Origin of the sequence: Kibdelosporangium aridum, from assembly GCF_900176515.1 — a bacterium.
GTDB classification, from domain to species: Bacteria; Actinomycetota; Actinomycetes; order Mycobacteriales; family Pseudonocardiaceae; genus Kibdelosporangium; species Kibdelosporangium aridum.
Map to the genome: position 1 here is coordinate 304,632 of NZ_FWXV01000005.1, position 15,290 is coordinate 319,921.

General features: G+C 66.7%; 12 protein-coding genes. 9 read left to right on the forward strand and 3 right to left on the reverse strand.

Translation table 11 applies throughout. The features are described 5' to 3' along the window. The first annotated feature begins 21 nt into the window (after positions 1-21). The 7 genes from B9C43_RS28715 to B9C43_RS28745 all read left to right on the forward strand — a co-directional run bounded on the left by B9C43_RS28715 (position 22) and on the right by B9C43_RS28745 (position 9,879). Positions 22-1,959, forward strand: coding sequence for a putative cobaltochelatase (locus B9C43_RS28715; protein ID WP_084430083.1), 1,938 nt, complete (start codon positions 22-24; stop codon positions 1,957-1,959). An 11-nt stretch (positions 1,960-1,970) separates the two neighbouring features. Then, on the forward strand, positions 1,971-2,585 hold the full coding sequence (cobO, locus tag B9C43_RS28720) for a cob(I)yrinic acid a,c-diamide adenosyltransferase (protein WP_033382766.1): 615 nt from the start codon (positions 1,971-1,973) through the stop codon (positions 2,583-2,585). Next, a complete protein-coding gene (locus B9C43_RS28725) occupies positions 2,582-3,913 on the forward strand; it encodes a cobyrinic acid a,c-diamide synthase CobB (RefSeq protein WP_084430391.1) in 1,332 nt (443 codons plus the stop codon). Before cobO ends, B9C43_RS28725 begins: the two co-directional genes overlap by 4 nt. A 53-nt stretch (positions 3,914-3,966) precedes the next feature. Then, complete coding sequence (locus B9C43_RS28730) at positions 3,967-5,136, forward strand: bifunctional cobalt-precorrin-7 (C(5))-methyltransferase/cobalt-precorrin-6B (C(15))-methyltransferase (protein WP_084430084.1); 1,170 nt, start codon at positions 3,967-3,969, stop codon at positions 5,134-5,136. Next, a complete protein-coding gene (locus tag B9C43_RS28735; RefSeq protein ID WP_051895313.1) occupies positions 5,133-6,119 on the forward strand; it encodes a cobalamin biosynthesis protein in 987 nt (328 codons plus the stop codon). The genes B9C43_RS28730 and B9C43_RS28735 overlap by 4 nt, the downstream gene beginning before the upstream one ends. Positions 6,120-6,155: 36 nt before the next feature. Then, positions 6,156-8,234 carry a DUF6042 family protein gene (locus tag B9C43_RS28740; RefSeq protein ID WP_084430085.1) on the forward strand — a complete coding sequence of 693 codons (2,079 nt, stop codon included), beginning with the start codon at positions 6,156-6,158 and terminating at the stop codon, positions 8,232-8,234. Between the two features lie 85 nt (positions 8,235-8,319). After that, complete coding sequence (locus tag B9C43_RS28745) at positions 8,320-9,879, forward strand: endonuclease/exonuclease/phosphatase family protein (protein WP_084430086.1); 1,560 nt, start codon at positions 8,320-8,322, stop codon at positions 9,877-9,879. Here the strand turns inward: B9C43_RS28745 and B9C43_RS28750 are convergent. Then, positions 9,848-10,597, reverse strand: a complete 750-nt coding sequence (locus B9C43_RS28750; RefSeq protein WP_160096753.1) for a helix-turn-helix transcriptional regulator — start codon at positions 10,595-10,597, stop codon at positions 9,848-9,850. The genes B9C43_RS28745 and B9C43_RS28750 overlap by 32 nt on opposite strands. Before the next feature lie 23 nt (positions 10,598-10,620). On the opposite strand from B9C43_RS28750, the gene B9C43_RS28755 reads away from it, so the two are divergent. Further along, positions 10,621-11,643: a pyridoxamine 5'-phosphate oxidase family protein gene (locus tag B9C43_RS28755; RefSeq protein ID WP_084430088.1), complete on the forward strand. Its 1,023-nt coding sequence runs from the start codon at positions 10,621-10,623 to the stop codon at positions 11,641-11,643. Between the two features lie 16 nt (positions 11,644-11,659). Then, positions 11,660-13,285, forward strand: coding sequence for an ABC-F family ATP-binding cassette domain-containing protein (locus B9C43_RS28760; protein ID WP_084430089.1), 1,626 nt, complete (start codon positions 11,660-11,662; stop codon positions 13,283-13,285). Between the two features lie 15 nt (positions 13,286-13,300). Here B9C43_RS28760 and B9C43_RS28765 read toward each other — a convergent pair whose 3' ends face one another. Together B9C43_RS28765 and B9C43_RS28770 are read right to left on the reverse strand one after the other, a co-directional pair. Continuing rightward, positions 13,301-14,443: a sensor histidine kinase gene (locus tag B9C43_RS28765; protein WP_084430090.1), complete on the reverse strand. Its 1,143-nt coding sequence runs from the start codon at positions 14,441-14,443 to the stop codon at positions 13,301-13,303. Next, the gene (locus tag B9C43_RS28770) at positions 14,431-15,222 is read right to left on the reverse strand and encodes a DNA-binding transcriptional response regulator (protein WP_143446652.1); all 792 of its coding nucleotides are present in this window, start codon (positions 15,220-15,222) and stop codon (positions 14,431-14,433) included. Before B9C43_RS28770 ends, B9C43_RS28765 begins: the two co-directional genes overlap by 13 nt. Positions 15,223-15,290 lie beyond the last annotated feature (68 nt).

The window sequence follows — 15,290 nt, forward strand, 5'->3', positions numbered from 1 at the left end:
CACCCGGGGAAGGATCTCGCCGTGCGCTTCCCGTTCTCCGCCATCGTCGGACACGACGACCTGCGGATGGCCCTTCTGCTCAACGCGGTGCATCCGGGCATCGGGGGAGTGCTGGTCAGAGGCGAGAAAGGCACCGCGAAGTCGACGATCGTCCGAGCGCTGGCGGCCTTGCTGCCCGCTGTGGACGTGGTCCCGGGCTGCCGCTTCGCCTGCGATCCAGCCAACCCAGACCCCGCGTGCCCGGACGCCCCGCACACCGGCGCCGACCAGCGCCCGGCGCGTCTGGTGGAACTGCCGGTCGGCGCGACGGAGGACCGTCTGGTCGGGTCGCTTGACCTGGAGCGAGCGCTGACCGAGGGCGTGCGCGCGTACCAGCCCGGTCTGCTCGCCGCTGCCCATCGTGGGGTTTTGTACGTCGACGAGGTCAACCTCCTGCACGACCACCTGGTGGACCTGCTGCTCGACGCGGCCGCGATGGGCCGCGCCCACGTCGAGCGGGAAGGCGTCTCGGTCTCCCACGCGGCGAGCTTCCTGCTGGTCGGGACGATGAACCCGGAAGAGGGCGAGTTGCGGCCGCAGCTGCTGGACCGGTTCGGGCTGACCGTGCACGTGGTGTCGTCGCGGGACGTGGCGATCCGGACCGAGGTGATCCGCCGCCGCCTCGCGTTCGAGGCCGACCCATCAGGTTTCGCCGCCAAGTGGACCGCGGCCGACGCGGAGCTGGCGGCGCAGATTGTCAAGGCACGTACGGCTTTGCCTGGTGTCGCGTTGCCTGACTCAGAGCTCCGCCGGATCGCTTCGGTGTGTGCTTCGTTCGAAGTGGACGGTATGCGGGCCGACCTTGTCGTGGCTCGGACGGCAGTCGCGCACGCTGCCTGGCGTGGCGGCGACGCCGTCAACGCCGATGACGTCGAAGTCGCCGTGCGGCTTGCGTTGCCGCACCGCCGCCGTCGGGATCCCTTTGACGAGCCAGGAATTGACGAACAGCAGCTCCAGGACGCTCTGCAGAACGCGGCGGAGCAAGAGAACGAAGGGCCCGACGACGACCCGGACGGTCCAGACGGTCCAGATGATGGTGGTGGTGAGCTGCCTCGTAACGCCGAGCAGCCACAGGGTTCCCCCGGCGGCGGTGACCAGCCGCCAGTGCCGCCCGCGCCCGCGTTCAAAGCCAGGCTGTTGCAGGTCCCGGGCATCGGTGAAGGTGCTCCCGGCCGTCGATCCCGTGCGACGGCCCGTAACGGTTACATAGTCCGACCATCCACTGTGGAGGGCAACGGGCTGCATCTCGTGGGGACGTTGTCGGCCGCCGCGCCGCACCAGTCCGCACGTGGCCGCGATGGCGCCGGATTGGTGTTGCGCGGGCAGGACCTGCGGTTGGCTGTCCGTGAGGGCAAGGAAAGCAACCTCGTTCTGTTTTGTGTGGACGCTTCCGGGTCGATGGCTGCTCGCAAGCGAATGTCCGCGGTGACTGGTGCTGTGTTGTCCTTGTTGCGTGACGCCTACCAGCGGCGTGACAAGGTTGGTGTGGTCACGTTCCGCGGGAACTCCGCTGAGGTGACGTTGCCGCCGACGTCCTCTGTGGACGCGGCTGCCGCACGGCTCAAAGGGCTGCGGACCGGTGGTCGTACGCCGCTCGCCGACGGATTGTTGAGGGTACGCCGAGTGCTTGCGGCCGAACGGCTCCGCGACCCGCGCAGGCGCCCTCTGCTCGTGCTGCTGACCGACGGCAGGGCCACGCAGAGCGCGGGCGGGCGTGACCCGATGGACGACGCGATGCGCGCGGCCGGAATGCTTGCCGCGGACGGTATCCCGAACATCGTGGTCGACTGCGAGCAGGGCTACGTCAAGCTCGGGCTGGCATCCCGGCTGGCCGCGGTGCTGGGCGGGACCTGCCTGCGGCTGGCCGAGCTGTCGGCCGACCAGGTCACCGGCGTGGTCCGGGCAGCGCGAGCGGCATAAGGAGAAACGGCGTGCCACAAGGAAAACCGGTCGCGGTTCCGCAAGACGGCCTGACCACGCGGCAGCGCCGCAACCGGCCGCTGCTGATGCTGCACACCGGTGAGATGAAGGGCAAGTCCACGGCGGCGTTCGGGCTGGCGCTGCGGGCGTGGAACCAGGGCTGGCCGATCGGCGTGTTCCAGTTCGTCAAGTCCGCCAAGTGGAAAGTCGGCGAGGAGAACGCGTTCAAGGCCCTCGGCAGGCTGCACGACGAGACCGGCGAGGGCGCGCCGGTCGAATGGCACAAGATGGGCGAAGGCTGGTCCTGGAGCCGCAAACAGGGCACCGAGGAGGACCACGCCGCGGCTGCGCTGGAAGGCTGGCGGGAGATCGCGCGCCGCCTCGCCGCCGAGCAGCACGGGTTGTACGTCCTTGACGAGTTCACGTATCCCATGCACTGGGGCTGGGTCGATGTCGAGGAGGTCGTGGCGACCTTGCGCGACCGGCCAGGACACCAGCACGTCGTGATCACCGGGCGGCACGCCCCGCAGGCTCTGATCGACGCCGCCGACCTCGTGGTGGCCATGACGAAGGTGAAGCACCCGATGGACGCGGGGCAAAAGGGCCAGCGAGGCATCGAGTGGTGATTCCGCGGGTGGTCATCGCGGCCCCGGCGTCCGGCAGCGGCAAGACCACGGTGGCGACCGGGCTGATGGCGGCGTTGCGGCGGCGTGGCGACAAGGTCGCACCGTTCAAGGTCGGCCCTGACTACATCGACCCCGGTTATCACACGCTCGCGGCCGGCAGGCCCGGCCGGAACCTCGACCCGGTCCTGGTCGGCGAGTCCACGATCGAGCCGCTGTTCCTGCGTGGGGCGCAGGGCGCGGACATCGCGGTGATCGAGGGCGTGATGGGCATGTTCGACGGCCGTGACCCGGCCTCGGACTTCGGCTCGACCGCGCACATCGCCAAGCTCCTGCACGCGCCGGTGATCCTGGTGGTCGACGCGTGGGGCCAGGCCCGCAGCATGGCCGCGCTGGTGCATGGGTTCCGGGCCTTCGACACCTCGATCCGGCTGGCCGGCGTGATCGCCAACCGGGTGGGCTCGTCGTACCACGCCTCGATCCTGGAGCGCGCCTGCGAGGAAGTCGGCTTGCCGCTGCTCGGTGCGTTGCGGCGGGCGGAGAGCCTGCAGGTCCCGTCCCGGCATCTCGGCTTGGTGACCGCTGCCGAGCACGGCCCGGAGGCCACCCGGGTGATCGACTCGATGGCTCATCTCGTGGCAGGTGGAGTCGACCTGGATGCCGTGACCGCGGTGGCCCGTTCCGCTGGGCCGCTTGACGGGAGTGCGTGGCAGCCGGACATCGAAGAGGCAGGCCGGCCGGTGATCGGGGTGGCCGGGGGACCAGCGTTCACCTTCGGATACGCCGAGCACGCCGAGTTGCTGGCCGCGGCCGGAGCCGATGTGGCCGTGTTCGACCCCCTGCACGACTCTGCCTTGCCTGACGGGGCCCGTGGCCTGGTGTTGCCGGGCGGTTTTCCCGAGCAGCACGCGGAGGCGCTGTCGGCCAACTCGGGACTCCGCCGTGCGGTCGCGGAGTTCCGCGGTCCGGTGCACGCCGAGTGCGGCGGGCTGTTGTTCCTGGTCAAAAGCCTGGACGGGCACCCGATGTGCGGAGTTCTGGACGCTACCGCCGAGATGACCCCGTCGCTGTCGCTGGGCTACCGCGATGCCGTCGCCGCTGCTGATTCGCCTCTGGGCACTGAAGGCATGCGGTGGACCGGGCACGAGTTCCACCGGACAGTCGTGCAGCCGGTGCACGGCGCGAAAGCCGCGTGGATCTGGCGTGACCGGGAGGCGAACGTGGTCCGCGAGGGCTTCGTGTCGGGCCGGGTGCACGCCTCCTACCTGCACACTCACCCCGTCGCAAACCCCGCGGCGATCGCCCGTTTCGTCGCTTGCGCCTCTGCTTGAACAAGATGTGGCAGGGTATGGCTCGGCTCTCATGAAACGGGGTGAGCTGACCGATGACGGTGACGGTGATCGGGGTCGACGGCAAGACCCTGCCCGCAGGTGCCTCGGCCGCGTTGGATGAGGCCGACCTGGTGGTCGGCACCCGGCGGCAGCTGGACGCGCACGCGCCGGACCGGGCCAGGACCATCGAACTGGGGTCGATCGAGTCGATGGTGACCGACTTGACCGTCGCGGCGCACGCCGTGGTGCTCGCGGACGGTGATCCCGGATTCTTCGGCGTGGTCCGATCGCTGCGGGAGAACAACGTCCGGCTGACCGTACTGCCCGCGGTGTCGAGCGTGCAGCGGGTGCTGGCCGCGATCGGGCGCCCCTCCGACGACGTGGTCGTCGTCAACGCCGTCGACGAGGACACCGTGCGCGCCTTGAACGTCTGCCGAGCACGTCCCGCGGTGGCTGTCTTGGGTCTCGGACCCGCTGCCCTGGCGCTTGCTCTGCGCGGCTGGCGGCGGACCCTGGTCGTGGCCGAGGACCTGGGCGGCCCGGACGAGAAGGTGTCCACTGTGGACCTCGCCGAGGCCGCCGCGCGGCCGTGGGGCGAGGTGAACGTCGTGGTATGCCTCGCCGAGGCCGAGCGGGTGCCGCCGCGCGGCTGGATCGCTGGTGCGCAACCAATTTCCGGCGGATGGGCGCTGCCGGAGGACGATTTCTCGCACCGCGACGGCATGGTGACGTCGGCCGAACTGCGTGCCCTTGCCCTGGCCCGTGTCGCTCCCGCACCGGGAACGTTGGTGTGGGACGTCGGCGCCGGATCGGGTGCGCTGGGCGTGGAGTGCGCGCGGCTGGGCGCGGCCGTGCTGGCGGTGGAACGGGATCCCATGCAGTGCCTGCGGATTCTCGCCAACGCCAGCAAGTACGGTGTGGACGTCCGCGTGGTGGAGGCCGAGTTGCTGGCCGCGATCAGCGGCCTGCCGGCGCCGGACGCGGTGTTCATCGGCGGTGGCGGCGAGGCCGTGATCCGCGCGTGCACGACCGTTGGCGCGTCGCGCATTGTGGTCGCACTGGCGTCGATTGACCGTGTGGGCCCTACCCATGCAGCCCTGAAGGCGGCCGACTATCGTGTTGACGGCTGCCAATTGAGCGTGGCGCGGATGACAGAACACTCCGACGGCTCGACCCGGCTGGCAGCGGATGATCCGGTGACACTGGTTTGGGGCGTTAGGTGATCGGTCTTTTCACGGCGACAGCGCAAGGGAAGAAAGCTGCCGCCTCGCTGTCCCTGGGGCCCGACGCGGTTCTGGTGGACGGTCCCGTCAAGCCTGCGCTGCAACGCTTGTGGCCCTCCTTGGGAACAGCGGTGTTCTTCATGGGCGCGGGTGCGGTCACGCGGCTTGTGGCTCCACTGCTGGAAAATCGGCGTGACGACCCAGGCATCGTCTGCGTGCACGACGGTTTCGTGATCGCGTTGACGAGTGCCGGAAACGTCCTCGCCACGGAAATCGCCGACACACTGAACATCACGGCCGTGCCCACATCGGACTACGTCGGCGAATCACCGCTCGACGAGATCGTGGAGTCCCTCGACACCGCGATCGACGGCGACATCGCGGCCTGCGGCGCGGCGGTCCTCGCAGGTGACCCCATCCGCCTGCTCAACCCTCTTGGCTTCGTACTGCCGGACATGCCCGCCAACCTGCAGCCGGACAACTACGGTACAGAGTGGACAGTCCTGATCGACGACCGGCTGCCCGCGTTGCGGCCCAAGGGAAAACTGCTCCGGCTGATCCCGAAGACCCTGGTCGTCGGGGTCGGATCGAGCCGTGGCGTGACACAGGAAGCAGTCCAGGCGGCGTTCGCCCTGCTCGAATCGGAGCACGACCTCGACCCTCGTGCGGTCAAATCCTTCGCCACGATCGACGTGAAGGCCGACGAAGCCGGAATCCAGGACGCCGTGGCAGACTGGGGCTTCTGGCACGGCGAGGACGACGGCTGCACACCGCCGATCACCATTCACACCGCCGCTGAACTGGCCGCCGTGGAGGTGCCGAACCCGTCGGCCACGGTCGCCGATGAACTCGGCACCGCCAGCGTCGCCGAGGCCGCGGCCCTGCTGACCGCCCGCGAGCTCGGCGGTCGTGTCGAGCTGGCCGCGCCGAAGACGAACAGCGCCAACGTCACCATCGCGGCCGCCCGGATCCTGCCGGACTGAACCGGAAATGTCGGTGGGTGCCGATAACGTGTCCGCATGGCGCTGTTGGGGACCTACCACGAAGACGAATACCTGCCCGAGTACGGGCTGATCGTCCTCAGGGACACACCGGTCGAGGGTTCGTGGCCGGAGTGGCCCGAGTCCGTGTTGAACGAGGGCGCGTCGGCGGCCGCCCGGTGCGGCACGTTCGCCGGCGGTGGAAATGCCTGGTTCGAGGCGTCGGCGGGCGACGGCTACCACGTGATCACCATGGAGAGCCACGACTCGGAGCCACCGGAGGACGGCGAGTGGGACGACGTCGCGGAGACGCTGTACCGGTCGTGGTCCGGAATCGTGGGACTGACGATCCTCACCGGCGCCCAAATGCGGCCAGACCTTCGGCTCGGCGGTCGCGGCCTGTACCGAGTCCGGGTGGCGCGCCAGAAAGGCGAGGACTTCGGGGACACATGGCGACTGCAGTTCTGGCCACAGCCCGAGCCAGTGGCACCGCCGAGATGGCTGAAGCGCGGCACTCCACCCGTTCCCAGCCCAGATCCGGGATGGGACACCGTGATCGGCTCGCATGCCTGGGAACTGCCGTACATCGTTTCGCAGGCCGGTGACCAGGACGGAGCGACAATCGACGATGTGGCCGCGTGGGCGGTGGCGCACCACCGGCCCGCGGACTGGCTTGACGAACGCTTGTTTCCCGTGCCCGCACCGGCATTGCCAACCGGCCACGCGGATCTCGACGAGCAAGCCACCCAGTCGCGTTCGTCGCGGATCGCCGAAGCGGCGGCCGAGGAAGCCAAATTGGCGAGTTACGCCGCCCAGTTAGGCGTGCCCGCGCCGACCACACGCCGTGGACTGCTGACTTTCTTCGTGGCTGCTGGGCTTGTGACGTACGACGGCCGCAAGTATCGGCGGGTGTCCTCGCCGCCGCTCGCGCGGGAGGTCTTGAGGTTACCGGCTGATCTGGTCACCCAACTGGCCATGCAGAGCGATCGTCGGCAATACCAGTCGTTTGCCACCGACATCGCGTCTGTGGCCGCATGGCTGGACGGACGCGCCGTCACAGTCGGCTGGCTGGCTGACCAGTTGCTGGCAACACAGGAGGAGGTCCGCGCGACACTTCACTACGCTCAGACCCAGGCCATGCTTGAGGTCACCGGCGATACCGAACTGCGGATGGATGTGCTGCGCGGTGGTCGCCTCCCTGCTGGTGGGTCAACGCCACCACCCGCGCAGGTGAAGTCGCCCCCGAAGCCCGCGCCGGTGCAGGTGTCCGAAGCGGGCGCTCCGCCGCGCGCGGGCGTGCTCGCCGCGGGCCATATCGTCGGCGACGAAACGGTCGAACTTCCGCCGCTGGAGTCGCGGATCAGCCGTGCCTTGCAGTCCGCGTACGGCATTCTGTTGATCACCTATGGCGATCCGATCACTCTTGTCCAACCGGGCGGAGAGAGCGTGTCGTTCGGAACTGACCTGATGCCACACGTGGTGCTCAGCCCAGACGGTCGTCGACTGGCCACAGTGGAGGCAAGATTGGGCCGTGACTCCAGTTACGCCTTGCAGCTCTACGATCTGGCTGATCTTTCCCACCAGACCATGCCGTGGGATGACACCCTCAGCATCGGCGTGATCGGCATATACCGCGACACGGTGTACTTCTCCGGCGAGTACAAACCCATGAGCTGGACCCCAGGGAGCGACCCCGTGCAGCTCGACCGGCAGGTCAGGGAAATCGATCCGATCAGCGGCCGGACTCTGGCCGCCGACTCGACCGGCCTGATCATCACCGACCAGGACGGCACAACCCACCAAGTGCCCCTGGACCAACAGTGCCAACTCGTCCCGGGCGGCGCCGGCGTATACCGGGTCCGGAACTTCCCCAACGCCATCACGGTCTTTCCCCTCGAGGACATCCAGAATCCGCAAACCCATTGGCTGCCCGACGATTCGATACTGAGCCCGTCAATGGCATTAGGTCCCGTATGGGAAAGCCCGACAACGTTGCTGGTTCCGTCGAAGACAGGAGCACCCGTGCACCGCCTTGACCTCACAACGGGAGCCCTCGAACGCGTGCCGACACCGCCGCGTCTCCAGGCATTGGTCGAACCCTTGCTCGCAGCTGGCTGATCGGTCTGGCCACACTTCGTAGTCAGGCTGCCCGCTGTTCGTCATAGTGTGTACACGAACCGGTCATCGTCACGGCTGAGGCTGCATGCCGTTGATCGAGGAGGCACGGATGCGTTGGCTCACCCCGCTCGTAGTGGCGGTTTTGGTTCTGGCCGGTATCACGGCCCCGGCTTCGGCCGCGCTGGACGGCACGCTGGCATTGGCGTCGCCGACCGTGCGCGTGGGCGAGCCGATTACGGCGACTTACAGCACTCCTCGGCCGCACGCGACCAACTGGCTCGGGCTCTACACCGATCCGGGCAATGGGCCGGTGGATGAGAAGTACGTCGGCCCGTCGCTGCGTTGGGTCTACATCACGGCAGGCAGCGGTACGGCGACACTGCCGACCGACGGACTGGAACCGGGCAACTACATCGTCTTCGCGTTGGCCCAGGACGGCTACCAATGGCTGGCGGCACCGGTGAAGCTGCGCATCACCAGCAACGCGCCGCTGCACTTCGTCACCGATACGTTCGACCTGCGCAATGCACGTGCTCTGGCGCCGTACCGGGCGACTGTGCGGGGTGTGGTCCGTGGAGACGTCGAAGGACTGACCTTCCGCAAGATCGGCGGCCCGCAGTGGATCAACGTGGCGGCGAGCGGTGATATCACCGGGACGCCGAGGTCGAGCGACGTGTCGATGCCGTTGCGTGTCGAGGCTCGTAACGCCCTTGGCGAGACCAGTACGGCGACGGTGGGTATCGAGGTCCGGTTGCCGGGGACGCCGCTGGTGCCGGATCTCAAGACGATGAGCTTCAACCTGTGGCACGGCGGCAGCCAGGTCGACAATGGCAGGGAGAAGCAGCTCAGGGTGCTGCTTCAGTCTGATGTGGACATTGTCGGGCTGCAGGAGACGTCGGCGACGTCCACCCGTGAGCTGGCCGAGGCGCTCGGGTGGGACTACCACCAGACCGGTTCCGACCTCGGTGTGATCAGCCGGTACCCGATCGTCGAACGCAAGGACGGGCCGTTGTCGGTCGCGACGAAGGTCCGGGTGCGGTTCGACGAACAGCACGAGACCGTGGTGTGGAACGTCCACCTCGGCTACACCCCATATGGACCGTACGACGCGTGCTTCGGCAAGATGACCCAGGAGCAATTGCTGGCCAACGAAGAGAAGTCCGGTCGCACTCCGCAGATCAAGGCTGTCCTGCAGCAGATGCGGCCCGACCTGGCGGCGGCAGGGCGGACGCCGGTGCTGCTGACCGGTGACTTCAACGCACCGTCCCACTTGGACTGGACGCCGCAGACCCCGCACTGTGGCTACGGAGCGGTTGCGTGGCCGACGTCCGTACTGCCCACGCAGGCCGGGCTGCGCGACTCGTATCGCGCGGTGAATCGGGACCCCGGCACCACCTGGTCGCCTGTCTACCCGGTGTTCACCGGTGGCTACGGCTACGACTCGCACAAGGGCGAGCCGGAGCCGCAGGACCGGATCGACTTCGTCTACTATGCCGGTCCGCTCAGCGTCACGGGGTCGAAGACCGTGGTCGAGGGCAGGCCGGCGGCCGTGCCCAATCACCGTGCCAACGCGTGGCCGTCGGATCACGCGGCCGTCCTCACCACGTTCCGGGTCAGCGGTACACGCTGGGGTGCTGGCCTGTGACACGGCGGAACGCCTCAGCGAACGCGCCTGGCTTGTGGTAGCCGACGGCACGGGCAGTGGCTCCGACTGAACTGCCTTGTGCCAAGTGGATGAGCGCGGCCCGGACGCGTGCATGGGTACGCCACTGCGCGAACGTCATCCCGGTCTCCCGCGTGAACAAACGAGTGATTGTCCGGACGCTGGAATGGGTGTGCGCGGCCCACATCGCGAGGTCCCGCTGATCGGCGGGATCCGCGATGAGGGCTTCGGCGATCGCGCGAGTCCGGGGATCGTCGGGCAGCGGCACATGGAAAGTCGTGTCGGGCACCGGTTCGAGCAAACTCAGCAGCAGGGACACGGCGGCCGTACGGGTGTGGTGCGGCCGCTGGTGCTGATCGAGGTGCACGATCAGTTCCCGGATCAGTGGCGTGACCAGGACACCGGTGGGCTCGGTCCACGTGATCGGGCAGTTCTCGGGGCTCACCACCACCGCGTAGCCGCGCCCGGAGCGGAACACCTCGACCGAGTGGGGACATCCGGCGGGCATCCACAGTGCATGGGTCGGTGGGACCAGCCAGTCCCGGTGCCGCGTGCGCAGTGACACGGTCGTCGTCGCAGACCACGACAGCAGGTGCTCGGCGTGCTCGTGCAGGCCAGCGAGTACGCCTCGAGTGAACTGCCCGCCGATCGCGATCACACCGTTGGCCATTTCAGGGTCAATGTTGGCCACATGCCGCATGCTGGCCATCCTACGGTCGAGGCATGCACAAGCTGACGACTGTGGCCGACGTGGAAGCGACGGTCGGGAAACCATCTCCGATGGTGCTGCAGAAGACGACCCGCACTCTCGACGACGGGTGCCGGACGGTGTTGGCGCACGCTCCTCTTGCCGGGTTTGGATTTCGTGACGGCGAAGGCATCGCACGCACCACAGTTGTCGGTGGCGCACCAGGGTTCGCTGAGGTGGACTCGCCGACCCGGCTGTCCTTCGAAGCGCCTCCCGCGATGCCGGGCAGTGGCGCGTCGATGGTGTTCCTGCTGCCGGGCGTCGGAGAGACATTGCGCCTCAACGGTTCCGTCACAGATGCAGCGGACAACCGGGTCACCATCGAGCTGGACGAGAGTTGGGTGCATTGCGCGAGATGCGTGCTGAGGTCGAAGCTATGGAGCGTGGCACCCCGAAGCACCGAGGTACCGGGTTCGACGCAGGACTTCCTGGCATTGTCGTCGTTCGCGGTAGTTTCCACATGGGATGCCGACGGCCGCGGGGACTCGAGTCCCAAAGGCGATCTGCCCGGGTTCATCCGAGTCCTGGATGGACACACGGTCGCGATACCGGATCGGCGGGGCAACAAACGGGCCGACACGTTTCGCAACCTCGTGACATGTGACCACGTCGCCATCGCCGCGCTCATCCCGGGCATCGACGAGGTCCTGCACATGAGCGGCACCGGCTACATGACCGATGATCCACAGTTGCTTTCCACCATGGCTGTGCAGGACAAACCGCCTCACGCAGCTCTGGTCGCACACATCGAGCACGCCTCGATCGAACACAGTGACGCGGTGGCGAAGTCGAGGATCTGGGACCGGTCGGCCGACCCGTCGGACGCTCCCGACCTGATGAAAGTCGCCGCACAGCACCTCGCGCAGAACCGTGACACCGCGTCGATGACCCGGATTCTGTCCAAAGGCCTTGCCGCATCCCCAAAGTTGGCGCGGCGCGCGATCGACGCGAGTTACCGCAAGGAACTCAGGGACGAAGGCTACGGATCCGACCGCTGAGGCATAATCGCGGCTGATGAGCGCCACACTTGTTGCCAAAGACCTTGCCGCGGGCCACGGTGATCGGGTCCTTTTCGCCGGGCTTGACCTGGTTGTCGCGCCTGGTGACGTGGTCGGCCTTGTCGGCGTCAACGGCGCGGGGAAATCGACCTTGCTGCGCACGCTGGCCGGTCTGATACCGGCCGAGCAGGGTTCGGTGCGGCTGAGCCCGGCGTCGGCGAACGTCGGATATTTGCCGCAGGAACCGGAGCGCCGGGCTGGTGAGACGGTCAGGGCGTTCCTTGGCAGGCGCACAGGTGTCACGGAAGCTCAGCGCGCGATGGACGCGGCGGCCGAGGCGCTTGGCGGGGACGATCCGGCCGCCGATGACGCGTATGCCGAAAGCCTGGAGCGCTGGCTGGCGCTCGGCGGCGCTGACCTGGACGAACGCATCGAAGAAGTAGGTATGGAGGTGAGCTTGGACCAGCCGATGACCTCGTTGTCCGGTGGCCAGGCCGCCCGGGTCGGGATGGCGTCGTTGCTGCTCAGCCGGTACGACGTCTTCCTGCTCGACGAGCCGACCAACGATCTCGACCTGGACGGCCTCGAGCGGCTGGAGAAGTTCGTGACCGAGCTGCGCGCGGGCACGGTCCTGGTCAGCCACGACCGGGAGTTTCTCAACCGGACCGTGACCAGGGTCGTCGAACTGGACCTCGCCCAGCAGCAGATTCGCAGCTACGGCGGCGGCTATTCGGCGTACTTGACCGAACGCGAAGTCGCCCGGCGGCACGCCCGTCAGCAGTACGACGAATACGCCGGCACAGTCACCGCACTGCAGTCGCGGGCGCAGACGCAACGGTCCTGGATGGACAAAGGCGTGCGCAACGCCCGGCGCAAGTCGAGCGACAACGACAAGATCGGCCGCAAGTTCCGCTCGGAGGCCAGCGAGAAGCAGGCGGCCAAGGTCCGGCAGACCGAGCGGATGATCGAACGGCTCGACGAGGTCGAGGAGCCGCGCAAGGAGTGGGAGCTGCGGATGACCATCGCCGCCGCGCCACGGGCCGGTGCGGTGGTGGCCACCTTGAGCGGCGCGGTGGTTCGGCGCGGCTCGTTCACCCTCGGACCGGTCACTGTGCAGATCGACTGGGCGGACCGGGTCGCGATCACCGGCGCGAACGGCTCCGGCAAGTCGACCCTGCTTGCCGCCCTGCTCGGCCGCACACCCCTGGATTCCGGAACCGGCGCGCTTGGGCCTGGCGTGGTGGTGGGCGAAGTGGATCAGGCACGCGCGCTGTTCGACGGCGACGAGAACCTGATCGACGCCTTCAACGCCGCGATTCCAGAGTGGACACCCGCGGACGTCCGCACGCTGCTGGCGAAGTTCGGCCTCAAGGCAGCGCACGTGACCCGCTCGGCCCGGACGTTGTCGCCCGGCGAGCGCACTCGCGCGGCGCTGGCATTGTTGCAGGCCAGGGGCGTGAACCTGCTCGTGCTGGACGAGCCGACGAACCACCTGGACCTGCCCGCGATCGAGCAACTGGAATCCGCTTTGACCTCGTACAACGGAACACTGCTGCTCGTCACACACGACCGCCGGATGCTGGCCGCGGTGTCGACCAACCGGCACATCGAGGTGGCGAACGGCAAGGTCACCGACCGCTGAATCCCGTGTCGGCGATCACGCGCTCAACGGCCCTTTCGGGAACACCGCTGTGAAACTCGTGATCACCGTTCCGTCTGGACCTTTCCGTCCTCCTTGGTTGACCGACAACTGTGCCCCGATCACGCAGGCGATGTGGCTCGCGAGTGCGAGCCCGAAGCCTGTCCCTTCAACGGATTGAGCTTGCGCTGCTTCCCCGCGGAAGAACAAGTCGAAGACCTGCGTGAACTCGTGCGGTCGGATAGGCGGGCCGAACGATTCGACTTCGAACGTGATGTGTTCTTCATCCTCGGCGAACCACAGGGTGATTGTGGTTCCTGGCGGTGCGTACTTCGCGGCGTTGTCCAGGAAAGCGTGGGGTATCACGCCGACCGCGTCCGGATTCGCGTGCAGGGATCCCCAGCTTCCGCCCGCGGTCACCACCTTCAGATCCTTGGACTGGAAGGTTGACCCGTATATTCGTGAATACTTCGTGACCAGGCCGTGCAGGCGGAAGTTCTTCTTGGACTTCGGGTCGTCGATCTTCTCCGGGTACATGAGGTACAACGCCGCTTCGAGTTTGCTCTCCAGCAGGCGGGCGGCCCAGTATATCGCTCGAAGTTCCGGTGCGGCCGACGAAAGCGCCACCTCGAATTCTGTGCCCGGCTCTGCGGTTTCGACGATGACATTGACATTCTGCACGATTTGGGTGATCAGTTGTCGATAGTCGTGCACTTGAGCGAGCGAACGTTGCACGTCAGGGCGAAGCGCCCGGACAATGTCGTCGAGGTAACCCGCGCTTGCCTTGTATTCCTCGATAATTGCTCGCTTGGCGTCATCGACTTCGCTGGCGAACCTCGCGTCCGCGGCTGACGCGGCATCGATGACGGCACGGAGGTCGGTGAGCACGATCGTCTTCTTGCCGAGTTTCTTGACCATGCGCCTATGCGCGGCCAAGTGCGTCGGGTAGTCGCGCGCGACAACGCCGGCAACCAAGAGATCGTCGTCGATCCGGGCGTAGTTGAGGCCGTACGAGCAGAGGCCCACCCCTGAGGAGGCTGCTGACTCGCACTGCCGGTTGCATGATCCGCATCTGTCTGGCCACGGGATGTGGATTCCGTCGCGGCGTTCGCCACGGAAGACATGCGGGTACGGCAGGAACTGCAGCGCTACTGGGTCCATAGTCGGGTTACGTTGATCGCGAGTTGGGCAATGGAAACGATCTTTTCAACCGTCACATTGTCCAACGTCCGGGAAAGATGCTGTCGCAGCGCGGAGGTGTCTCCTCGCCGTACTGCCTTCTTGGCCAGCTTCAGGTCCTTGCGGCCGCTCAGGCCTACCTCGTTGAGCGCGGTGCTGATTCGCTCCATGTGGAACCCGAGCGAGAAGTTGTTGCGGAGCAGGTCGTCCACTTTGCGTTTGAAGTCGAAGTAGTCGGCACTCTTCGGTAGCACGCCGTCCGCGAGTTCGAAGAAGGACTGATATTTGACCGGGAACTCGGCGTTCGAGTAGGCGATCACGAGCTGCGATGGGCGAACCTGCTTGATGTGCTTCAGTACGCCGAGGCCTTGGTCCTCGATCGAGACGCGTGCACCGACGCCTTGCAGATCGAGCAGGATCAGATCGTACTGCCCCTGTTCGAGAGCTTTGATGCTGGTGACGTCACGCCATTTTTCGATGGTGTAGCCGTCGCGCTTGAACAGCTTGATGTAAGGGAAGTCCTGGTCGTCGATGACGAGGATTCGGACACGTAATATTATTTCGCTCAGTGGCAGCTCTGGTCGATTCTTCTTTCTGGTGAGCACCCAAACCCCGCCCTCGCTGCACCAACTGTGGTCGGTGCGGATGTATTTGGACGTGCAAGATACACCACCGGGCAACGGCGTGGCCGGAAGGTGCGGGCGAGTTGCTCGTGAAATGAATTCACTTTCTATCGTGAATCCGTAGAAATGCGGGTTCACGATAGAAAGTTGCCAAAACTATTGTGTGTCGTACTATCCGCGAGGAGTGTGGATTTCGGCTGGTAGCG